Source organism: Kitasatospora sp. NPDC059812 (assembly GCF_042732075.1).
Taxonomy (GTDB): domain Bacteria; phylum Actinomycetota; class Actinomycetes; order Streptomycetales; family Streptomycetaceae; genus Kitasatospora.
In genome coordinates, this window is record NZ_JBHWIO010000042.1 from 42,396 (window position 1) to 64,004 (window position 21,609).

General features: G+C 71.9%; 16 protein-coding genes. 5 read left to right on the top strand and 11 right to left on the bottom strand.

Annotated features, from left to right (window positions below; all coding sequences use genetic code 11):
- Positions 1-397: 397 nt before the first annotated feature.
- Positions 398-568, bottom strand: a complete 171-nt coding sequence (locus ACFV6D_RS21540) for a hypothetical protein (protein WP_380560776.1) — start codon at positions 566-568, stop codon at positions 398-400.
- A gap of 459 nt (positions 569-1,027) precedes the next feature.
- Positions 1,028-3,310 (bottom strand): DPP IV N-terminal domain-containing protein, encoded by a 2,283-nt coding sequence (locus ACFV6D_RS21545; protein ID WP_380560777.1) that lies wholly within the window; start codon positions 3,308-3,310, stop codon positions 1,028-1,030.
- Positions 3,311-3,399: 89 nt separating this feature from the next.
- On the opposite strand from ACFV6D_RS21545, the gene ACFV6D_RS21550 reads away from it, so the two are divergent.
- A complete protein-coding gene (locus ACFV6D_RS21550; RefSeq protein ID WP_363367813.1) occupies positions 3,400-4,068 on the top strand; it encodes a TetR/AcrR family transcriptional regulator in 669 nt (222 codons plus the stop codon).
- Positions 4,069-4,284: 216 nt separating this feature from the next.
- On the opposite strand, the gene ACFV6D_RS21555 is transcribed toward ACFV6D_RS21550, so the two are convergent.
- From ACFV6D_RS21555 to ACFV6D_RS21565, 3 genes are all read right to left on the bottom strand, one after another.
- Entirely contained in the window at positions 4,285-5,772 is a 1,488-nt protein-coding gene (locus ACFV6D_RS21555; RefSeq protein WP_380560778.1) for a transglycosylase family protein, read from the bottom strand.
- A gap of 109 nt (positions 5,773-5,881) precedes the next feature.
- Complete coding sequence (locus tag ACFV6D_RS21560; RefSeq protein ID WP_380560779.1) at positions 5,882-7,543, bottom strand: hypothetical protein; 1,662 nt, start codon at positions 7,541-7,543, stop codon at positions 5,882-5,884.
- A gap of 474 nt (positions 7,544-8,017) precedes the next feature.
- The gene (locus ACFV6D_RS21565) at positions 8,018-8,590 is read right to left on the bottom strand and encodes a hypothetical protein (protein WP_380560780.1); all 573 of its coding nucleotides are present in this window, start codon (positions 8,588-8,590) and stop codon (positions 8,018-8,020) included.
- Between the two features lie 226 nt (positions 8,591-8,816).
- Between ACFV6D_RS21565 and ACFV6D_RS21570 the strand changes: the two genes are divergently transcribed.
- On the top strand, positions 8,817-11,726 hold the full coding sequence (locus ACFV6D_RS21570) for a BTAD domain-containing putative transcriptional regulator (protein ID WP_380560781.1): 2,910 nt from the start codon (positions 8,817-8,819) through the stop codon (positions 11,724-11,726).
- Between the two features lie 15 nt (positions 11,727-11,741).
- Here the strand turns inward: ACFV6D_RS21570 and ACFV6D_RS21575 are convergent, their stop codons facing one another.
- The 3 genes from ACFV6D_RS21575 to ACFV6D_RS21585 all read right to left on the bottom strand — a co-directional run bounded on the left by ACFV6D_RS21575 (position 11,742) and on the right by ACFV6D_RS21585 (position 14,886).
- A complete protein-coding gene (locus ACFV6D_RS21575; RefSeq protein ID WP_380560782.1) occupies positions 11,742-12,536 on the bottom strand; it encodes a hypothetical protein in 795 nt (264 codons plus the stop codon).
- A gap of 180 nt (positions 12,537-12,716) precedes the next feature.
- Positions 12,717-14,219 carry an ATP-binding protein gene (locus ACFV6D_RS21580; protein ID WP_380560783.1) on the bottom strand — a complete coding sequence of 501 codons (1,503 nt, stop codon included), beginning with the start codon at positions 14,217-14,219 and terminating at the stop codon, positions 12,717-12,719.
- Entirely contained in the window at positions 14,212-14,886 is a 675-nt protein-coding gene (locus tag ACFV6D_RS21585) for a response regulator transcription factor (protein ID WP_063351942.1), read from the bottom strand. The genes ACFV6D_RS21580 and ACFV6D_RS21585 overlap by 8 nt, the downstream gene beginning before the upstream one ends.
- A gap of 131 nt (positions 14,887-15,017) precedes the next feature.
- On the opposite strand from ACFV6D_RS21585, the gene ACFV6D_RS21590 reads away from it, so the two are divergent.
- Positions 15,018-16,472: a DUF2079 domain-containing protein gene (locus ACFV6D_RS21590; protein ID WP_380560784.1), complete on the top strand. Its 1,455-nt coding sequence runs from the start codon at positions 15,018-15,020 to the stop codon at positions 16,470-16,472.
- 191 nt (positions 16,473-16,663) lie between these two features.
- Here ACFV6D_RS21590 and ACFV6D_RS21595 read toward each other — a convergent pair whose 3' ends face one another.
- Positions 16,664-18,088 (bottom strand): MFS transporter, encoded by a 1,425-nt coding sequence (locus tag ACFV6D_RS21595; RefSeq protein WP_380560795.1) that lies wholly within the window; start codon positions 18,086-18,088, stop codon positions 16,664-16,666.
- Positions 18,089-18,275: 187 nt separating this feature from the next.
- On the opposite strand from ACFV6D_RS21595, the gene ACFV6D_RS21600 reads away from it, so the two are divergent.
- The gene (locus ACFV6D_RS21600; protein WP_380560785.1) at positions 18,276-18,815 is read left to right on the top strand and encodes a MarR family winged helix-turn-helix transcriptional regulator; all 540 of its coding nucleotides are present in this window, start codon (positions 18,276-18,278) and stop codon (positions 18,813-18,815) included.
- Between the two features lie 9 nt (positions 18,816-18,824).
- Here the strand turns inward: ACFV6D_RS21600 and ACFV6D_RS21605 are convergent, their stop codons facing one another.
- Entirely contained in the window at positions 18,825-19,868 is a 1,044-nt protein-coding gene (locus ACFV6D_RS21605) for an MBL fold metallo-hydrolase (RefSeq protein ID WP_380560786.1), read from the bottom strand.
- A 111-nt stretch (positions 19,869-19,979) separates the two neighbouring features.
- Entirely contained in the window at positions 19,980-20,915 is a 936-nt protein-coding gene (gene bla, locus ACFV6D_RS21610; RefSeq protein ID WP_380560787.1) for a class A beta-lactamase, read from the bottom strand.
- 115 nt (positions 20,916-21,030) lie between these two features.
- On the opposite strand from bla, the gene ACFV6D_RS21615 reads away from it, so the two are divergent.
- Positions 21,031-21,609 (top strand): LysR family transcriptional regulator (locus tag ACFV6D_RS21615; RefSeq protein WP_380560788.1); only part of this gene is annotated, 579 nt, incomplete at its 3' end.

The window sequence follows — 21,609 nt, forward strand, 5'->3', positions numbered from 1 at the left end:
CCCAGGTCCGCACGGTCAACGCCCTCGGCGCCTCGCAGAGCGAAGCCGAATCATCCTGGTCACCCTCCACCGATCCGGACTCGGACGACTCGGCGCCCCGTTGCTTCAGCTACGGCGGGCCCTACTGCGGCTGGGTGAGAGCCTACTGGGGCGGCTGCGACAGGGACTGGGGCCTGAGCTACGGGTTCAAAGACCCCGACGTGCTCTGCCCCCACGACCCCCGCCCGAGCCCCTCGGCCACGGCCAGTCCCTCGGCAACGTCGAGCGCCTCGGCCAAGCCCAGCCCCTCCGCCAAGTCCGGCTCCTCGGCCACGCCCAGCCCCTCCGCCAAGCCCAGTTCCTCAGCCTCACCCAGCCCCTCCGCCAGGCCCAGCGGCGCTCGACCACAGCCGGCCCCTCAGCCGTACCCGAGCCGCTCGGACGAGCTCAGCCCCTCCGCCACGCCCAACCGCTCGGACGAGCTCAGCCCCTCGGCCACGCCCGCTTCCTCGGCCGCACCCAGCCCCTCGGCCACCCCCAACCGCTCGGACGAGCTCAGCCCCTCAGCCGTGCCCAGCCTCCCGGCCACGCCCGGTTCCCCGGCCGCACCCAGCGCTCCGGGCGAGCTCAGCCCCTCGGCGGAGCCCAGCCCCTTCGCCGGAAGTAGCAGCTCCTTCTCATGAGCCCCGTCGGGCCGTAGGAGAGAGTCGGCGATTCGCCGACCTGATGACGGACCTGGAACTGGACACCTCCTACGGCCACCACCTCCCCGTCGCACCCGCCGACGTGCTCGCCGGCCCGGTCGAGGTCGAGGTGCCCCGAGACCGTGAGGGCAGCTTCCATGGTCCGCCGGCGCCGTGTCCGTGGTGGCATGAGGTATCCACCGACGCGTTCCAGTCCGCGTTCATCGATGCGGACACGGCGTTCGGGAACTGGTTCGACTCGCCGGCCGGGCCGTCGTGTCGGCCGGGCCGGCGGCTACTCGCGGTTCAAGAAGAAGGGCCGGGCCCGGGCGGAGAAGGTGGGCATGGGGAAGGTCCTTTCCACGTCAGCTGAAGAGGGCTTCGAGCAGTTCCAGGGAGAGCGGGACGTCCGCCAGCCGGTAGCCGGCCGGCGGCTCGCGGTGCATGAGGTGGCGCACCAGGTAGTCCCAGCGGCGTCGGGCGACGTAGCCGCTGCGGCCGAGGAAGCTGTGCTCGACGCCGGGGACTATCAGCAGGTCGAAGTCCTTGTTCGCGGCGATCAGCGCGTCGACCAGCCGCATCGTCAGATGCGGTGTCACGTTGTCGTCCATGTCGCCGTGGACGAGCAGTAGTTTGCCGACCAGGTTCCCGGCCAGCTCGGTGTTGGACAGCCGGGCCCCGGCGTCCGGGTCGAACGGTCCGTCGTAGGCCTCGGCCCACAGCGCATGGTAGTGGCGGTTGTCGTGGTTGCCGGCCTCGGCCACGCCGACCTTGTAGAAGTCGGGGAACGCCAGGAGGGCGCGGGCGGTGGTGAATCCCCCGCCGGAGACGCCGAAGACGCCGACCCGGTCCAGGTCCAGCCACGGACGCGCCTGCGCGAGTTGGCGCAGCGCCGCGACATGGTCTTCGAGCGCGCCCGCGCTGCCCATGTTGCGGTGGGCGTGATCGTGGAAGGCCTTGTCCCGGCCGGGCGTTCCGCGGCCGTCGACGGCCAGCACCGCGAAGCCCAGCGCCGCCACCGCCTCGGCGTCGTAGCCGTAGGTGCCCGGGTCGAAGGAGGCCGCCACCCGGTGGATCTGCGGGCCCGGGTAGGGGTGGTCGATCACCGGGTAGCGCTGCGCGGCGTCGAAGCCGTGGGGCTTGTAGAGGACGCCGTAGATCTCGGTGACGCCGTCGGCGGCCAGGGTCCTGACCCGCTCCGGCGGCGTCCAGCCGGCGGCCAGCAGCGGTGTGATGTCGGCCTGTTCCAGCTCGACCAGCACGGCTCCGCCCCGGTCACGCACGGTGATCGTCGGCGGGGTGTCGACGGTCGACGCGGAGTCGACGAACCAGCGGCCGTGTTCCGGCGCGGTGATCACGTGGTCCAGATCGTCGTCGGTGAGCTTGGCGATCCCGCCGCCGTCCAGGCAGACCCGGACCAGCGACCGTCGGTACGGGTCGGCCTGGACCAGTCCTGAGACGACGGCGTACGCGACCCGTTCCGCCTCGTCGACGTGCACGATCTGCTGCACCGCGAACGGCCCTCGGGTGAGCTGTTCGACCAGCTCCCCGTCCTCGTAGCGGTACAGGTGCCCCCAGCCGTCGCGCTGGGAGTACCACAGCGTCTCGCGGCCGCCGGCGAGCACGTGCACGATCGGCTTCTGGGTGATCTCCTGCGCGGCCTCCACCCGCGTGTCGCCGTGCTCCTCGACCAGGGTGCGCACCTCGCCGGTCGCCGGGTCGAGTGCGTGCAGCCGCAACGTCCGGAGGTCACGGGGCTGATCCAGGTAGTAGACGGCCGTGCTGTCCTTGGCCCACCACGCCTTCTTCAGCGTGACAGGTGACATGTAGGGCAGCAGGAACGGGTCGGTCTTGGCGGGTGTCGCGGTCCGGGACGCGACGTCGAAGACGATCCACTCGCCGCAGGTCATCGGCTCGCCGGGGACCGGGTAGTGGTAGCTGCGCAGGCGCGGCCGGCCGCCATCCGGCGGGACGGCTTCGACCAGGTGCATCAGGGCGACATCGCTCTGGTCGGTGCGGTGGGTGAGGATGCGCGCCGAGTCCGGCGACCACAGCAGCGCCGGCGGCATGTCCGCAAGACCGAGCTTGCCGAGCAGGTGGGTGGGGACCGCCGCGTCGGGGTGGGCCGCGTAGCTGCGATCCGCGGTGCCGTCGGCGGTGAGCGCGAACTCCTCGCCCGTCTCGGCCGAACGCACCCACAGGTCGTGGTCGCGGCGGAACGCCGCCCACTTCTTGTCCGGCGAGGCGACTTCCAGCGGTGCGGGTTCGGCGTGCTTCTCGTCCCGCGCGCACCGGTAGTCGGCCAGCCGGCAGGTCCAGCGCGCGCCGAACGCGTCGAACGCGACCGTCCCGTCCGCGAACTCGACCGCCCGGAACGGCAGTGCGTACGGCTGGACCGGCTGGCCGGCGGCGGACGCCAGCGCGGCGGCGAGTCGTTCGGGGTCGAACGCCGGCCCCCGGGTCCCGGCGGCGGGGTCGACCAGCACGAACTCGCCGCCCCGCTCGGTCTCGACCCGGTACCAGAACCTCTCGCCGCCGCCGATCCAGACGGGCTTCGCCTTGGCCCGCAGGGCGAGCCGGGATCGGTTGTGCAGCAGCATCCGCTCAGCTCGGTCGTAGGCGATGGCGGGGAGTGCGTTCATGGACATCCGGCCTCCTGGAATCAGTCTCGATCCAGGAACAGTACAGCGTACGGTACGCTGATGGAACTGCGGTCCCGAACGAATCAGGAACCCCAATGTCATCGCCCAGACACAAGACAGCGCCCGCTCGCGCACCCCGCGGCACCCTCAGCCCCGAGGCCATCGTCCACGCGGCGATCGAACTGATCGACCGCGACGGACTGGACGCGGTGACCATCCGTCGGCTCGCCGACCACCTCGGCGTCCGCCCGATGTCGCTCTACACGCACTTCCGCGACAAGGACGCGATCCTCCTCGCCGTCACCGCGGAACTGCTGAGCCGATTCCAGTGGCCCGACCCCGACCTCGACGACGTCGCATGGCTCCGGCAGGTGATGCACGCCTACTTCGAGCTGTTCATCACGCACCCGGCCCTCCTGCAGATCAACACCCCCTCCGACGGAGTCGGCGACGTCGAGGCCCGCATGTCCGAACAGATCTACGCCCGCCTGGCGCGACTGCAGGTCGACCACCGGACGGCGATCGGCCTGCTCGCCACGCTGATCCGCTTCGTCCTCGGCTGCGCCACGCTCTACCCCGTCCGCCGGGTCTGGGACGAGGACCCGCAGCACTGGGAACGGGTCCGCCAACAGTGGGCCCGCCTCCCGGCCGAGGTGTACCCGGCGATGCACGCCACCACCGTCGACTTCCCGACCTTCACCCAGCGGGACGTCTTCGAGTTCGGCCTCGACGCCATCCTCGCCTCGCTCCCACGATCGCCCTGACGCCCTGACGCCGGCGGCGCTCATGAGCTGCTCTTCCGTGATTGGGAGACACACCGGTCACCGGGCGCTGCCCCGTAATCCCGAAAACACCACACTCACAAGCTCGTTGACATCTCGCATGAGCCGTCAGCGACGCCCGTCACGCTTCGGTACCACTGATGATGGGACAGGGCCTCTTCAGGGCCGGGCCGTTTCACCGTCGGCCTGGCTGGGGGGTCAGCTGGCGGGGGTGCCGACGATGTTGGTGAGGTCGACCGCGGCCCAACTGCCGTTCGGCTGGAGGGCGGTGAGGTTGATGTGGCCGCCGTTGAGGGAGCTGCGGGAGTAGATGGCGAGCGTGCCGTCGGGGTCGGTGGTGGCGCTGACGGCGCCGTCCGTCACCGGGGTGCCGACCTTGGTGGTGAGGTCGGTGGTCGCCCACTTGTCGGCGGTGTCCTTGTAGGTGATCTGCAAGTGGCCGTTGGCCGCATTGGCACTGACCACGCCGGTGACACCGTTCTTCATGGTGAAAGCACTGGGCGCGCCACCGGCCGAGACCGGGGCGCCGACGACGTTCGTCAGGTCTACCGTCGCCCACTGGCCGTTCGCATACCTGGCGGTGCCCTGAAGATGACCGTCCGTGCCGCGGGAGTAGATCATGAGGGTGCCATCGGAGTCCGTGGTGGCACTGACGGCGCCGTCGGTGGCGGGTGTGCCGGCCTGGTTGGCGAGGTCCGTGGTCGCCCACTGACCGGCGGCATCCTTGTAGGTGATCTGGAGATGACCGTTGGCAGCATTCGCGCTGGCCACGCCGACGGTCCCGTTCTTCTGGGTGAAGGTCGCGGGCGCCCCACCCGCCGATACCGGGGTGCCGACGACGTTCGTCAGGTCGACGGTCGCCCAACTCCCGTTCGGCTGAAGAGCGGTGAGACTCAGATGCCCGCCGTCCGTCGAACCACGCGAGTAGATGGCAAGCGTGCCGTCAGGATCGGTGGCGGCGCGGATCGCACCACCTGTGACCGGTGTGCCGACCTGGTTGGTGAGGTCGCTGGTGGCCCACTTGTCGGCGGCATCGCGGTAGGTGATCTGGAGGTGGCCGTTGGCGGCGTTGGCGCTGGCCACACCGGTAACGCCATTCTTCATGGCGAAGGCGCTGGGTGCACCGCCGGCGGAGTTCGGGGTGCCGACGACGTTGGTGAGGTCGACGGTGGCCCACTTGTCGGTCGGATACCTGACAGTCCCCTGGAGATGACCGTCAACGCTACGGGTGAAGGTGTAGGCCATGCCGTCAGCACCACTCACCGAACTACCGTCACCCAACGCCGGTATCCACGTCGAACCCGGCGGAGTCGACGGGTACGGGTTGGCGTGGTCGGAGCCCAGGCCCGCCTTCGGACCGCAGCTCGGCCAGGCGCCCTCGCCCTGCCCGGCGAGGACTTTCTCGCCGATCAGGATCTGCTGTTCCTTGGTGGCCTGGTTCGGGTACTGGGCGTACTGGCCTCCGCCGTAGGCGAGCCAGGTGCTCTTCGTGAACTGCAGGCCGCCGTAGTAGCCGTTGCCGGTGTTGATCGACCAGTTGCCGCCGCTCTCGCAGGCGGCGACCTTGTCCCAGGTCGACACGGAGGCGGCCGAGGCCTGCCCGGTTGTGAGGGCGGAGGTTCCCCAGGCGAGGAGGCTGGAGGCGAGCAGGGCGAGGGCGGACGTGCGGCGGGTGCGGGTGGTCACGGTCAACTCCGTTGACATTGGGGCGGCGCGATGGCGGGATGGGCGCCGGCCGGGGAAAACCCCCGGCCGGCGTCAGGACCGGTGGTCAGCCGTCGGTCTGGTTGGGGGGTCAGCTGGCGGGGGTGCCGACGATGTTGGTGAGGTCGACCGCGGCCCACTGACCGTTCGGCTGGAGGGCGGTGAGGTTGATGTGGCCGCCGTCGGTCGAACCACGGGAGTAGACGGCGAGGGTGCCATCGGGATCGGTGGTGGCGCTGACAGCGCCGTCCGTCACCGGGGTGCCGACCTTGGTGGTGAGGTCGGTGGTCGCCCACTTGTCGGCGGTGTCCTTGTAGGTGATCTGCAAGTGGCCGTTGGCCGCATTGGCACTGACCACGCCGGTGACACCGTTCTTCATGGTGAAAGCGCTGGGCGCGCCACCGGCGGAGTTCGGGGTGCCGACGACGTTCGTCAGGTCGACCGTCACCCACTGGCCGTTCGCATACCTGGCGGTCCCCTGGAGATGGCCGTCCGTGCTGCGGGAGTAGATCATGAGCGTGCCATCGGAGTCCGTGGTGGCACTCACGGCGCCGTCGGTGGCGGGTGTGCCGGCCTGGTCGGCGAGGTCCGTGGTCGCCCACTGGCCGGCGGTGTCCTTGTAGGTGATCTGCAAGTGGCCGTTGGCGGCATTCGCGCTGGCCACGCCGACGATCCCGTTCTTCTGGGTGAAGGTCGCAGGCACCCCACCCGCCGAAACCGGGGTGCCGACGACGTTCGTCAGGTCAACGGTCGCCCAACTCCCGTTCGGCTGAAGAGCAGTGAGACTCAGATGCCCGCCATCCGTCGAACCACGCGAGTAGATGGCAAGCGTGCCATCGGGGTCCGTCGTTGCACGGACCGCACCTCCGGTGACCGGCGTACCGACCTGGTTGGTGAGGTCGCTGGTCGCCCACTTGTCGGCGGCGTCGCGATACGTGATCTGCAGGTGCCCGTTGGCGGCGTTGGCACTGGCCACGCCGGTGACACCGTTCTTCATCGCGAAGGCACTGGGCGCACCACCCGCCGAAATCGGAGTGCCCACGACATTCGTGAGGTCAACGCTCGCCCACTTGTCGGTCGGATACCTGGCAGTCCCCTGAAGATGACCGTCAACGCTACGGGTGAACGTGTAAGCCGTACCATCAGCACCACTCACCGAACCACCGTCACCCAACGCCGGCACCCACGCCGAACCCGGCGCCGGGTCGTTGACGACGTTCTTGTAGCGCAGCGCCTTGTAGTCGCCGTTCGGGTGCGAGTCGAGGGACGCGGCGTTGATCGAGATACCGGTCCGGTGCTTCACCGGTGTGCTGCCGAAGGAGTAGTACGAGAAGGTGGTGTGGGCGGCGTCGTCCCACTTCTCGAAGAGGATGACGTGGTCGTAGTACGAGTTCAGGATGTCGCCCGGCATCAGGTCGCTGCGGCTGATCTGGTAGGTGAAGCTGTCCGCGAGGCCCTGCGTGTTGGCGCTGGTGCCGAGGTGCCAGGCCATCGAGACGTAGCCCGAGCAGTCCGTGCGGTAGCCGCGGCCGGAGGAGTCCGGGTACGAGCCGCCCTGGTCGTAGCCGATGTTCTTGCCGTACCAGAACTGGGCGCGGGCGAGGATCTCCGAGCGGGTGATCTGGCCGCCGACCGAGGAGGTCGTCGCCGCGTACGAACTCCCGGCGGTGACGGCCGTGACGACCACGGCACCGGAGGCGGCGATGGCGGCGGCGAGCGTGATGCGCAGCAGCTTGGACGTCTTCGAAGGCATGACGGTGCTCCAGCGGGGAGAAAGGGGTGGGATCGGCCGTGCGTGGTGCTCGGCACACACCGGGCCGTGACGGCTGCCCTCCAGGAGCAGCGATCGGTGACACCTGGTCCGGTGTGCTGCCCCGGGCAGGTGCTCCCTGGCGGCGGTCACCAGTCTCACCACAGGTCAGGAGCCTCGAAAGGGCCTTCGGCTGGCCTGAATCGGCCCAGGCCCGTTCCGGCCAGCCCGGAGGTTCCGGCGCTCTCCCTCGCCGGACTCGACTCACGAACACGTCCTTACCAAGACCCCTCGATCCACCAGCCCCTCGTGACCGACGTCTGCACCAACAGCCCTGTCCCGTCATCGCTGGTGGCGAAGCGGGACAGGTACCGCTGGCAGGTCATGCGCCCCTGCCCCGGCCGTGCCCCCGCAGCTGCCGGGATTGCCGGGGAGGGGCCCGCCGAGTGGGCGGAGTGGGGGCGTCGGGACCGTGGCTCAGCCGAGCGTCAACGACTTGGAGTGGGTCCGCCAGGCCTCGTCCACCGAGACGGTCTCACCCTTGTAGCTGGGGCTCTCGTAGCCGGTGGCCTGGAATCCGGTGAACAGGTTGAACCAGCAGTTGGCGTACGGGCGCACCGAGTAGACGTGGTCCTGGAGCGGGGCGGGGATGTCGAAGGAGTAGTCGGCGGCGTTCCCGTTGTAGCACGCGTGCGGGCCGGTGAAGGTCACCGATTGGCCCCCGAAGAAGAAGTCCTGGTAGATCGTCCCCAGGACCACCAGGTCGGAGAGGCCGGCCGGGCTGTTCAGCTCCTTCGCGAACGCGCTGTCGCGGGCGGCCTCGGCGGCGGTCGACGGAGCGTCGGCGACCCGCCCGCCGGTGGCATGGCTGATGGCCTCCCGGTAGGTGCCGAAGCACTGCGCCTGGCCGCCCTGCGCGTTCACCACGCAGTGTCGGGTCGAGTCTGCGGCCGTCGTGGGTTGAGCGACGGCCGTGGCCGCGCCGGACAGGGACAGTGCGATCGCCGTCGCCGCGAGGACGGCTCCGATGCGCTTGAGGGAGCGTGCCATGGTTGATCAACTCCTGGGTCGAAGACCGGCGCCTTTCGGCCGGTGCACGGCAACCCTCTCAATCGGCTGCACGATTCTGGCATGATCTGATCACTGCTTTGTCGTGACGCGCGCTGCCGCGTACCGGCACGTGACAGCTCAGGTGACACACCCGGGCGCAGAGTGACGCTTCGTCAACACCGGTGTCTCCCAAGGGAGGTGCCTCGGTATCGCCGGTGGGGGGGACATGGAGTTCAGGATCCTGGGGTCCCTGGAGGTGTGGGCCGGGGCCGCTCCCGTACGGTTGGGTGGACGCCGTCAGCGGAGTCTGCTGGCGATGCTCGTGGCGCACTCGAACCGGACCGTCCCGGTCGCCCGACTGGTCGACACGGTCTGGGACCAGGACCCTCCGGCCACGGCGGACCGCCAGATCCGCAACATGGTCGGCCTGCTGCGCCGCATGCTCGGCACGGGGGCGGCCTCCCCCATCGTGACCGACGGCGCGGGCTACCGGCTGGTGGCGGACGACGCCCGGGTGGACCACCGCCTGTTCGCCTCCCGGGTCGCGGCGGCAGCGGACCTGGACGCGGCGCAGGCCGTCCCCCGGTTGCGCGAAGCCCTGGAGCTGTGGCGCGGCCCCGCACTGGACGGGTTGCCCGGCCTGGTCTTCGCCGCCCTCGCGACCGGCCTGGAGGAGCAGCGGATGGCCGTGCTGGAGCGGCTCTACGAACTGGAGCTGGAGGCGGGGCGGCACCGCGAGGTCGCCGCGGAACTGACCGGCCTGGTCGCCGATTTCCCGCTCCGTGACCGCCTGGTGCGGCAGCTGCTGACTGCCCTGCACCGCTCGGGCCGACACGGCGACGGGCTGGAGGCCTACCGGCGCCATGCCTCCCGACTCTCCGAGGACCTCGGGCTGGACCCGACACCTGAGGCCCAGGCCCTCCAACGGGCCCTCCTCCTCCCCTGTCCGGCACCGACACCCTCACCGGCGCCCACCGCCCGTCCGACACCGACCGCCCGTCCGGACCGGACCGCCCCGACCACCGGCGCCGCCCCTGCGGCGGCGCCGGCGGACCCGCGACCCGAGCAACTCCCTTCCGACCTCTCCGTGTTCGTCGGCCGCGCCCCCGAACTACTCATACTGGACCGGGTGCTGGCCACCGGGGAGCCCGGCGCCCGCCCAACGGCGGCACCGTGCGCCGTGATCACGGGTGCCGCCGGAGTCGGGAAGTCCGTGCTGGCGCTGCACTGGGCCCACCTCACGCGGGAGCGGTTCCCCGACGGACGGCTCTTCGCGGACCTGCGGGGCTGGTCCGCCGCCGGCCCCCGCTCCCCGCACGGGGTGCTGGCGGCGTTCCTGCGCGCGCTGGGCGTGACGGCCGAGTCCATACCGGCCCAGCTGGACGAGGCGTCCGCGCTCTACCGGTCGCTGCTGGCCGGGCGGCGGATGCTCGTCGTCCTCGACGACGCCGCCGGCCCGGAACACGTCAGGCCACTGCTACCGGGCGGCAGCGGCTGCGCCGTCGTGATCACCAGCCGGGACCGTCTCACCGGACTCGTCGCCCGCGAGGGCGCCCACCGGGTCGCGCTCGACGGCTTCACCCCCACCGAGGGGCAGGCGCTGCTCGCCCGCATCCTGGGCGCCGACACCGCCGGCACCGCCGACACCGCCGAGGCGCAGCGGCAGGCCGGCGCCCGGCTGCTCGACGCCTGCGGGCACCTCCCGCTGGCGCTCGGCATCGCCGCGGCCCAGCTACGCGATCGGCCGCAGCGTGATCTCGTCGCCTTCGCCGACGAGTTGGCCTCCTCCACCGACCGCCTGGGCGCCCTGGAGGCCGACGGTGACGACCGCTCCTCCCTGCGATCGGCCTTCGGCCTCTCCTACCAGGCGCTCGACCCCGCCGCCCGACGCCTGTTCCGCCGGCTCGGCCTGTTCCCGGGGGTGGACATCAGCGCCCCCGTCGCCGCGACCCTGTCCGCGTACGCCGTCGACGAGTGCGACCGGCTCCTCGGCCGCCTGACCACCGCCCACCTGCTCGCCGAGCCCTCACGGGGCCGCTACCGCTTCCACGACCTGCTGAAGCTCTTCGCGGCCGAGCTGGGCGCCCGCGAGGAGAGCCCGGAGGAACAGCGGGAACTACACGGGCGCTGGCACGCGTGGTGCCTGCACCACGCGCACGCCGCTGCCCGGGTGCTGACCCCCGGGCGGCGGCGGGTCCCCCTCGGCCCGCCGCCCGAGGGCCTGCGGGTGGCCGACCTCACCGGCCCCGAACAGGCCACCCGGTGGTGCGACGACCAGCGGGCGAACCTGCTCGCCACCGTCCGCCACGCTCACGAACGCGGGGACGACGAAACGGCCTGGAAACTGCCCGCGCTGCTGTGGAGCTACCTCCACCGCGCTTCGCCGCAGACCGAAGGGGTGGCCCTGGGCCGGACGGCCGTAGCCGCCGCCCGCCGCCTGGGCGACCTGAGCGCCCAGGCACACGGCCTCAACGACCTGGGCCATGTCTGGGGCGCCCTGGGCGAACTCACCCTGTCCCGGCGGACATTCCAGCGGGCCAGGGGCCTCGCCCACAACGCCGGCGACCGGTGCGCCGAAGGCCGGGCCCTGGCCAACCTCGGCGCTTACCACTACTTCACGGGCCACTACGCCGACGCCGGGGAGTACTACGAGCAGGCCCTCGACCTGCTGACGGCCGACGGCCCGGAGACCGACGACTGGACGGCCGACCTCTGCCGTACCAGCCTGGCCCCGACCTACCTGCTCCTGGGCCGCTACCAGGAAGCATCGGACCACGCGAGCCGCGTGCTCGCCCGGCCCAGGGCCCAGCGCAACGGGCCGATGGACTGCTCTCTGCTCAACACCCTGGCCGCGGCGCAGCACGCCCTCGGGCGGCCGGAGGAGGCGGTCGGCCATTACGAACGGTCCCTCGCCGTGAGCAGCCGCCTGACAGGCTATCCCGCCCAGCGGGCCCACGCCTTGGCGGGACTGGCCGCCGCCCACCGGGCACTGGGGCGCGAACAGCGCTCCCGTCAGGCCTGGGACGCCGCGCACGAGATCTACGCGGAGCTGCCGGCGCACCAGCTGACCTCGAACCTGCCGATCCTGGCCGCACTGGGTTTCACTCCGCCCGCCACGACCGACCGGCGGCGCTAGGCTTCCGGCCGGCTGTCACGTGTCGGAACGACGTCGGATCCATGCCGTGGCCAGCACTCCCAGAACCACCAGCAAACCGCCGACCGCGATCCCGACGTGCTCCGCGCTCAGCAGACGGCTGTGCCTGCCCTCGGCCGCGGCGGAGCGCGGAGGAGGGGGGATGGTGGCCCCGGAGCTGGGGGTTTCCGACGCAGACTGGCCGTCCTGAGGACGGTCCGTCGCCTGGGGTGACGGGGAGCCGGACGGGTCGCTCCCGTCGGCAGCTCCGCCCCCGTACAGAAGAGCGCCGTCACCACGGTCGCCCTCACCGCGCTCACCGCCGTCGTGCTTGTCGATGCAGTGGGTGGCCGGGAAGGAGAAGACCCGTTCGTGGCGGTCGAACGCCTTCACCACGAAGAGCGGGTGCTCCCTGAAGAAGTCACGGATCTTCCACTCGTACTGGTTGCTGGTCTGGGTGGGATAGTTCACGTCCAAATACGTTGAAGGAGCGAAGTTGTCCCATGGTGCTGCCGGCGACGAGGGCGGGGATGACGTGGACCCCTGGAGAACGAGAGCCTCCGGCCCGTGCCGGCCGTTCTTCAGGATGATTCGGAAGCTCTGGTCGATGAGGATGACACGGCGGGCACTGTGGCAGTCACGCGGGGGATTGTGGTCGTGGTGTCCTCCCTCCCCCACGCCGTCCCCGTCCTGAATCCACAGGGAGCCGAACGCATGCCGTGCGGACGCCTGCGCGGCGACGTCTGCCGACGGGGACGCGAGGGCGATGGCCGCGCCCGCCAGCGACGCTGCGGCCCGGGGACGGCGATTCATCCAACGACCTCCATGGGTGGCGAACACGCTGGACCGCCCGCTGGGCGACGCGTCCGAATCTCAGGAGAAGTTAAGAGGAGTCGACTCGTCACATCGTGAGCCTCCCTGGGGAGCCCTCCTTTTGTCACTCAGCCGCAGCAGTCGGTTGACGACCTGGTCAAGCGCTGGGCCGGGCGGGGCTCACGGAGTGCGGGCGGGGTGGGGTGGCAGGGGGAGACGGAGGAGGAAGCGGGCGCCTGCGGGGGAATCGGCGAGGGCGAGGGTGCCGTGGTGGCGGGTTGCCAGGTCGCGGGCGATGGCGAGGCCGAGTCCGGCGCCGCCGGTGTCGCGGGTGCGGGCCTCGTCGAGGCGGGTGAAGGGGGCGAAGACGCGCTCGCGGTCGGGGGCGGGGATGCCAGGGCCGTCGTCCAGGACTTCGAGGACGGCCCAGTGGCCGTCGGGGCCGGGGTCCTCGGTGAGGGTGACGGTGACGTGGTCGGCGGCGTGGCGCAGCGCGTTCTCCAGCAGGTTGCGGAGCAGGCGGTGGAGTTGGGCGGCGTTGCCGGGGACTTCCAGCGGGCGGTCGGCGTGGACGGTGATCCGGCTGGTGCCGTGCGGGAGTTCGGCGGCGACGTCGCGGGCGAGGTCGGTGAGTTCGACCCGGGTGTGGTGGGCCGGTGCGGCGACGGGTGGGCGGGCGAGCAGGAGCAGGTCGTCGGCGAGGTGCTGGAGGCGGACGGTGTCGGCGCGGGCGGCGCGGACGACGGTGGGCCAGTCGGTGCGGTCGGGGTGGGTGAGGGCGACCTCCAGGGAGGTGCGCAGTCCGGCGAGGGGACTGCGCAGTTCGTGGGAGGCGTCGGCGACGAAGCGGCGCTGGGCGGTGACGGCGTGGTCGAGCTTCTGGAGGGTCTGGTTGGTGGTGGTGGCGAGGTGGGCGATCTCGTCGGCGGTGGGCGGGACGGGGACTCGCCGGTCGAGGTGCTGGGCGGTGATGGAGGCCATCTGGGCGCGGATCGCCTCGACCCGGCGCATCGCCCGGGCGGTGACCGCCCAGGCGATGGCGGCCACCAGCAGGACGGCGAAGGGCCCGGCGACCAGCAGCAGCCGTTGGACGGACTCCTGGACGCGTTCGGCGTCCCAGGGCGGTACGAGCAGGTAGGCGGTGACGGTGCGCTCGCCCCGGTCGGGTTCGCCGAAGCCGGACAGCAGGGCGCGGCCGTCGATGCCGCCGGCGCTCTGCCCGTACAGGGGGAGGGTGCGGTGGGCCAGACGGTTCGCGGTGCCGGTGCCGGTGGCGGGGACGGGGACGGGGGCGTCGAGTGTGAGGGTGCGGGAGACCTGCCCGCCTTCGGGCAGCGGCGTGAGCTGGGCGGCGACCTGGGCACGGAAGGGTTCGAGGTCGGGGCTGACCTCCAGGAGCCGGCCGGAGTCCAGGACGAGGGCGTAGACGCGGTCGCCGAGCAGCAGGCCGCTCGCCGGGACGTGGCCGGTGCGCATGTCCGCGACCGCCACGTCGAGGCGGGCCTGTGCGGCGACCTTCGCGTCGTTCAACTGGGAGTCGTAGAGGCTGTGGCTGAGCCAGAACGCGCCCGTGGTGAAGGCGGCGGCAGCGGCCAGGCCGGCCGCTGCGGCGGAACGGGCCCGCAGCGAGCGCAGTGAGTGCAGTGAGCGCAGCAGCCGGGGCGGCCGCGGCGGCCTAGCCACGGGAGTCCAGCCGGTAGCCGGTACCGCGCACGGTGAGGATGGAGTTCCGGCCGAACGGGACGTCGATCTTGCGGCGCAGCGCGCTGACGTACACCTCGACGATGTTCGGGTCGCCCTCGTAGCCGCTCTCCCAGACCTGGTCGAGGATGGTGGTTTTGGCGACGACCTCGCCGGGGCGTTCCGCCAGGCACTCCAGGACGGCGTACTCGCGGGGTGTGAGGGCGATCGGGGTGCCGGCGCGGCGGCAGGAGCGGTCGGCGGGGTCGAGGACCAGGTCGCCGACGGTCAGCGCGGGCGGGCGTTCGGCGCCGCCGCGGCGGACCAGGGCCCGCAGCCGGGCGACCAGGACCGGGTAGGAGAAGGGCTTGGCGAGGTAGTCGTCGGCGCCGGTGTCCAGGGCCTCGATCTCGTCGTACTCGCCGTCCTTGGCGGTGAGCATCAGGATCGGGGTGGTGACGCCTTCCTGGCGCAGTTGGGCGCAGACCCGGTAGCCGTTGAGGCCGGGGAGCATGACGTCCAGCAGGATCGCCCGGTAGTCGCCGGTGCGCGCGTACCAGAGGCCGGAGCGGCCGTCGTGGACGACGTCCACGGTGTAGCCCTCCGCTTCGAGCCCGTCCCGGAGGGCGTCGGCCATCCGGGTCTCGTCCTCCACCACCAGTACGCGCATGCGTCTCAGCATGTCACGGGGGGTGTCGCGGTTCCTGAAGGTGCTTTCAGGCTCTTTCAGCGGATCTTCAGAGGGCGGGTCGGACGCTTCGGGGGTCGCCCCACGTCCGCCCTACCGCGAGGTGAGCCCCCGTGACTCTGACCCTGACCCGCGCACCCCGCGCCACGGTCGAACCCCAGCTCCAGGCCCAGTCCCAGTTCCAGTCCCAGCCCCAGGCCCGGCCGGGCCGGACCGCCCTGCTGCCCTGGGCGCTCGCCGCCGTGCTGTTCGCCGCCTACGGCGCGCTGTCCGTCTCCCGCCACCTACACCTGCGGACGTCCGGCTTCGACCTGGGGATCTTCGAGCAGGCCGTCCGCGGCTACGCCGAGGGCCGCGCGCCGGTCTCCGAGCTGAAGGGGCCGGGGTTCCACCTGCTCGGGGACCACTTCCACCCGATCCTGGCCACCCTCGCACCGCTCTACCGGGCGTTCCCCTCCCCGCTGACCCTGCTGGTCGCCCAGGCGGCGCTGCTCGCCGTGTCCGCCGTCCCGGTGACCAGGGTGGCGGCGCGGGCGGCCGGTCCGTGGGCGGGCGCGGGCATCGGCGTCGGGTACGGGCTGTCGGTCGGCCTGCAGCAGGCGGTGTCCTTCGACTTCCACGAAATCGCCTTCGCCGTACCGCTGTTGGCCTTCGCCCTGGAGCGGCTGACGCTGCGGAGGTGGCGCGCGGCCGCGTGGTGCGTGCTGCCGTTGCTGCTCGTGAAGGAGGACCAGGCGGCGACGGTCGTGGCCGTCGGCTGCTACCTGTTCTGGCACGGCCGCCGCCGACTCGGCGTGGCCGTCGTCGCGCTCGCCGCCGCCACCGTGGCGCTGGTGGTGCTGGTCGTCATCCCGGCCCTCAATCCCGACGGCGTCTACACCTACCTGTCCAACGTGGACGGTCCGTCCGGCGACCCCGTGACCAGGCTGCTCCTGCCCGCCCAGAAGTGGGGGACCGTCGCCGTGCTGCTGGCCCCCACCGCGTTCCTGGCCCTGCGTTCGCCACTGATCCTGCTCGCGCTCCCCACCCTGGCCTGGCGGTTCTGGTCCACCAACCCCGCCTACTGGGGGACGGGCTTCCACTACGGCGCCGTCCTGATGCCGATCATCTTCGTCGCCTTCGCCGACGCCCTGGCCCGGCTCCGCGCGCGGCACGGCCTGCGGCGGTGGACGGCCTGCGGCCTCGTGGCCGTCGGGCTCGCGGTGACGGCCGCCGCCCTGCCCTTCCGCCCTCTCGCCGAGCTGGCCCGGCCCGCCACCTGGCAGCGCGACGCGACGGCCGACGCCGTGCGCGGGGTGCTGCGGGTGATCCCGGACGGTGCGCAGGTGGCTGCCGCCAACGGCATCGCACCCCAACTCACCGACCGCACCCGGGTTTTCCTCTTCCCGTACTATCCCGGAGGCCCCGGCGCGAAGCCCGACTGGGTCGCGGCCCCCGACCACCCGCGGGACGGCCTCTTCCCCGCCGACCAGGAGGCCGAAGCCCTTCGCGCCCTCCCCGCCGCCGGCTACCGTCCCGTCGCGAGCGCCGGCGGTGTCACCGTCTACCACCTCGGCGCGCGGGAATGACGGCCTCCTGCGGAAGCGTCGGCCACCGGGGTGCGGGCGAAGGACACGTGCGCTGCGGCAGGCACCAGGTAGCCGGCCCCGGCCACCCGGGCCGGCTCCAGGCCGCCAGTGGCGTAGTCGTTGTGCACGTGGGTCTCGGCACCGACCTGGCCGCTCAGGTCGCCGGTGCGGCGCGGTCTCCCGCCCCGTCGTCAGACGGTGAGGTGCCTGGTGCCGGGGTCGGTGGCGGCCTCGGGGGTTGCGCCGTGCTGCTCCTCGTCGGGGCGGGCCTCCCTGGGCAGGAGGAAGGTGATGGCGAGGAACGCCACCAGCAGGCATGCCTGGACGATCAGCGCGTGGTGGAAGCCGGTGGTGAAGTCGCCGGCTTTGACCTGGTCGAAGAAGACCGAGCCGAAGACGGCGACGCCGATGGAGCCGCCGACCGCCTGGACCGCGGTCAGGACTCCGGATGCGGAGCCGATCTCGTGGTCGTCGACGGCGGCGAGGATGAAGCTGAACAGAGCGGCGATCACCATGCCGGCGCCGATGCCCGCCACGACGGTGCCGGGAACGACGTCCCAGATGGAGAAGGTGGAGGTGTCGAGGCCGTCGAGTTCGAACCACAGCGCGGCCGCACCGGCGAGCTGGACCAGCGGTCCGATCTGGAGCACGCCACGGCCGATCCTGTTCACGAGGAAGGCGCCGCTGACGGCGCCGCCGATCGCGGTGCCCACCGCGAGGGGCAGGTTGCCCAGTCCCGCCTCACCTGCGGTGAAGTGCCTGCCGATCTGGAGGTAGAGGGTCAGGACGAGCTGGGTGCCGATCATCCCGCCGAAGAACAGGGCGATGCCGCCGAGCCCGACGGTGAAGGCGGGCTTGCGGAGCAGGGCGGGGGTCACCAGCGGTTCGCGGCCCGCGGCGGCCGTTCGGCGCTGCTGAAGGGCGAACAGGGCGAAGCCGATCACGGAGGCGGCCATGCTCAGCCAGGTCCACAGCGGCCAGCCGTCCTCCTGTCCCTGGTTCAGCGGCAGCACGAGCAGGGCGCACGAGGCCACGATCAGGGCCGCGCCGGTGATGTCGACCCGAACCGTGCGGCTGCCCGCCCTGTCGGGGACGAACTTCGCGGCGACGATCAGGGCCGCGAGTCCGATGGGCAGGTTGATCAGGAACACCGATCGCCAGCCGAGGCGGAAGAAGTCGCCCTCGATGAGGAAGCCGCCCAGGACCGGGCCGATGATGCCGCCCAGACCGAGGACGGGCCCGAAGATCGCGAAGACCTTGGTGAGCTCGGGGCCGGAGAAGTTCTCCCGCAGCAGGCCCAGGCCCTGGGGCAGCAGCAGCGCCCCGGCGGTGCCCTGCAGCAGCCGGAAGGCGATCAACGACTCGATGTTCGGCGCGAGCGCGCACAGCAGCGAGCTCACGGTGAAGGCGGCCAGACCGATCAGGAACATTCGGCGCCGGCCGTACCGGTCGCCGAGGCGGCCGCCGAGGACCAGGCCGGCGCCCAGGGTGAGGGCGTAGCCGCCGATGACCCATTGCAGTCCGACGGGGCCGGAGCCGAGGGATTCCTCCAGGTCCGGGCCGGCGACGTTGACGATCGAAGCGTCCAGGAGGTCCATGATCTCGGCCGTGATCATGACCGCCAGGATCAGCCACCGCCATCGGTAGGGCTCGGTGGTGGTGCCGAGGGTGGGGGCAGGGGCGGACACGAGCAGATACCTCCATGGTGAAGTAATTTCACAGTGAAGGTAAAATGATGGAGATAGGTTGTCAACCTGGAATGCCGATGTGACCGCGCGGCGGACGACAAGGGTGGAGGGTCCCGTGGAAGAGGCCAAGCGCGACAAGGTCGCGGAACAGCGCGAGCGGCTGACGGAGGCACTGAGGATCTACGGCACCCACTACACGGAGCTCGGCCGCCGCTTCGCCGCCTGGCTCGGCCTGCACTCCACCGACGCCATCGCGCTGCTCCAGATCACCGCCGCCGAGGAGCGCGGAACCCCCCTGTCACCGGCACGGCTCAGCGAGCGGATCTCCCTGTCCACAGGAGCGACCACCGCGCTCCTGAACCGCCTCGAAGCCGCGGGACACATCACCCGCGCCCGTGAACACACCGACCGGCGCATCGTCACCCTGCGCGGCGGAGGGCACATCCGGGAACGGGCGGAGGAGTTCTTCGACCCGGTCGCCCACCGCCTCGACGCCGCGATGTCGAACTACCCGCCCCGGCTCCTGGAGCAGTTCGAAGCGTTCATGGCCGACCTGAACACCGCCTTGGACACCCACCTCGGGGAACAGGACTCGAAGGCGCCGCACTCCCCCGGCACGTCCGCCCCCGGCACGTCCGCCCCCGGTCGGGAATGATCCGGACGCTCAGCAGCAGGTGAGCGGTGCCGCGACGGCCCGGGCCGTCGGAGCCTCGGCGTCGGCGATCCGGCCGCGCAGCATCGCGTCCATGACCGCCATGTACCGCTGCGTCCGGGGGCCGCCGAGGAGGAAGGGGTTCGCGGCGCCGGGCGGCTGGTGGCGCAGTTGTTCGGCGCGTTCGAGGCCGTGGTCGTTCGGGTGGTTGGAGAGCTCGACCTCCACGTTCGCCCGGCGCATGACACCCCGGAAGGCCTGGACGGACGCGAGGAAGGTGCGCAGCTCCTCCACCGTCGAGGGCGGGTTGAGGCCGCCCCACAGCATCGCGCTGTGGTGCCGGCGGCCGGCCCGGACGGGGATGACCGGCGAGACGGTGCCGGGGGTGTGGCCCGGAGTGTGGTGCAGCTCGATCGTCGTGCCGTCGAGCGTCAGCTGCTCGCCGTCCGCGATGTCGAGGTCCCGGGCGGGGGCGTCGGCCGGGCGGGTGCGGGCGAGGAGGTCCCAGTCGGCCGGGGACATGTGCACGCGGGCGCCGTAGCGGTCGGCGAGGGTTTGCGCGCCACCGAAGTGGTCCGAATGGCCGTGGGTGAGGACGACGTGCTTGATCGCCGCCGGATCGGCTCCGACCGCGCGCAGCCCGGGGACGATGATGCCGTCGGCGTCGGCCGGGGAGGTGAGTGCGTCGATCAGCACGATGCCGTCGTCCGTCAGCACCGCCATCGCGGAGACCCAGCCCGCGCTCAGGAGCACGAGGTTGTCGAACAGCTTGACGGGCGCCGGCGCGGGCAGTTGGGGAAGGTCGGAGCCGGGGGTCAGCGCCGTCACCAGGGCGCGCAGCACGGGGTCGTCGCCGGCGAGGCGGCGGGCGCGGTCGTAGTGCGGGCGGGAGGCGGACGGCGTACTCGCGTCGGTGGACGCCGGGGCCGAGGCGGAGGCCGGGGCCGAGGCGGCGATCGGCGCGGCTCCGGCGGCGATGCCCAGGGCGGCGAGCTGGGCGAAGCGGCGTCTGGTGAAGTCGGCGTCCGTGGCGGTCCGGCGGGTGGGGTGGATCACGGCGGTCGGGGCTCCTGGTGGTCGGCGCTCTTGGCGGTCAGGGCTCTTGGTGGTCGGGGGTGTTGGTGGTCAGGGCTCTTGGTGGTCAGGGGTGTTGCTGCTCGGGGGTGTTCAGCCGAGGGCGCCGACGACAGTCTTCGTGGCCTGGGCGATCAGCGCGTCGTCGGAGGTGGCGTCGGCCTTGCCGCGGTCGGACAGGACGACGATCACGACCGGGCTCCGGCCGCCGGAGGGCCATGCGACGGCCGCGTCGTTGCGAGTGCCGTAGCCGCCGTTGCCGGTCTTGTCGCCGACCTTCCAGTCGGTGGGCACGCCCGCGCGGATGTAAGGGGCGCCGGTGGTGTTGCCGACGAGCCAGTCGGTCAGCAGTCGGCGCCGGTCCTCCGCGAGGACGTCGCCGAGGGCGTAGCGGCGCAGGTCTGCGGCGAAGGCGCTGGGGGTGCTGGTGTCGCGGGTGTCGCCCGGGGTCGCCTCGTTGAGGGTGGGCTCGTTGCGGTCGACGCTGGTGGTCTGGTCCCCGAGGTCGCGCAGCGACTGCTGGACGGCCGCCGGGCCGCCGAGCTCGGCCATGACGAGGTTGGCGGCGGTGTTGTCGCTGTACTGGATCGCGGCGGCGGCCAGATCACGCACCTTCATGCCGGTGGCAACGTGCTGCGAGGTGATCGGCGCCCACGACAGCACGTCCTCCTGGCGGTACGCGACCACCTTGTCCAGCTCCGCGTCGGAGGCCTTGCGCAGGAGGGCGCCGGCGGCGAGCGACTTGATCGTGGACGCGAACGCGAACCGCTCGTCGGCCCGGTAGGCGATCTCCCGGCCGCTGCCGGTGTCCACCGCGTACACGCCGAGGCGGGCGCCGAACTGCTGCTCAAGCCCCTTGAAGGAAGCGCTCGTCGTATCTGCCGCAGGCATCGCGCTGGATACCGCGGCGGGCGTGCCGGCACCCGCATGGCTACTGAGTCCCGCAGAGCCGCACCCGCTCAGCAGGGTGGCCGCGAGCAGGGCCACGGCGGGCAGCACGGTACGGGGGCGGCGGAGGGCAGTCGTCATCGGTGGTCTCCCAGGTGGTTCGTGTCGTCACCCTCAGCTAAACAGGCCGTCGGGCCATCAGTCCAAGACGACTATGGTGAAGAGATCGATATAAGAATGCCTATGATTGCTGGCCATGGACCTGTTGGGGCACCTACGCCACTTCCGCGCTGTCGCCGAGGACCGGCACTTCGGCCGCGCCGCCGAGCGCCTGCGGATCGCCCAGCCCTCGCTCTCCCAGCGGATCAAGCGTCTGGAGCGCGAGCTCGGCGTGACCCTGTTCGACCGCGGCCCGCGCGGAGTCGAGCTCACCCCGGCGGGCCTGCTGCTGCTCGCGGAGGCGACGGAGGTGCTGGAGAGCACCGCCCGCCTCCTCGCCACCGCCGCCGACCTGCGCACCGGCCGGGCGGGCACCCTGCGCGCGGCCGTGCCGCCCGAGCTGGGGCCGGCCGTCCTGGCCGCGCTGCTCACCGGCTTCGAGAGCGCCTCCCCCGGCACCCGGCTCGAACTGCGGGAACTGCCGGTCGCGGTCATGGCGCGCGAACTCGCCCAGCACACGGTGGACGTCGCCGTCGTCCGCCACCCGTGTCCGGCCGCCGGGCTGGCGTTCGGGCCGGTCCTGCACCAGCCGCGGGGGGGGCGGGGACCCCCCCACGCCTGGAGCCGCGGCCCCCACCGCCGCCGCCCACCGCGCCCCACACCCCGCGAGCGCCCC

What these genes read in the sequence shown, in the direction of transcription:
- ACFV6D_RS21575 (WP_380560782.1), bottom strand. Translation starts at nt 12,536, where the DNA reads ATGAATCGCCGTCCCCGGGCCGCAGCGTCGCTGGCGGGCGCGGCCATC.
- ACFV6D_RS21545 (WP_380560777.1), bottom strand. Translation starts at nt 3,310, where the DNA reads ATGTCCATGAACGCACTCCCCGCCATCGCCTACGACCGAGCTGAGCGG.
- ACFV6D_RS21585 (WP_063351942.1), bottom strand. Translation starts at nt 14,886, where the DNA reads ATGCGCGTACTGGTGGTGGAGGACGAGACCCGGATGGCCGACGCCCTC.
- ACFV6D_RS21560 (WP_380560779.1), bottom strand. Translation starts at nt 7,543, where the DNA reads ATGCCTTCGAAGACGTCCAAGCTGCTGCGCATCACGCTCGCCGCCGCC.
- ACFV6D_RS21550 (WP_363367813.1), top strand. Translation starts at nt 3,400, where the DNA reads ATGTCATCGCCCAGACACAAGACAGCGCCCGCTCGCGCACCCCGCGGC.
- ACFV6D_RS21570 (WP_380560781.1), top strand. Translation starts at nt 8,817, where the DNA reads ATGGAGTTCAGGATCCTGGGGTCCCTGGAGGTGTGGGCCGGGGCCGCT.
- ACFV6D_RS21595 (WP_380560795.1), bottom strand. Translation starts at nt 18,088, where the DNA reads ATGATCACGGCCGAGATCATGGACCTCCTGGACGCTTCGATCGTCAAC.
- ACFV6D_RS21565 (WP_380560780.1), bottom strand. Translation starts at nt 8,590, where the DNA reads ATGGCACGCTCCCTCAAGCGCATCGGAGCCGTCCTCGCGGCGACGGCG.
- bla (WP_380560787.1), bottom strand. Translation starts at nt 20,915, where the DNA reads ATGACGACTGCCCTCCGCCGCCCCCGTACCGTGCTGCCCGCCGTGGCC.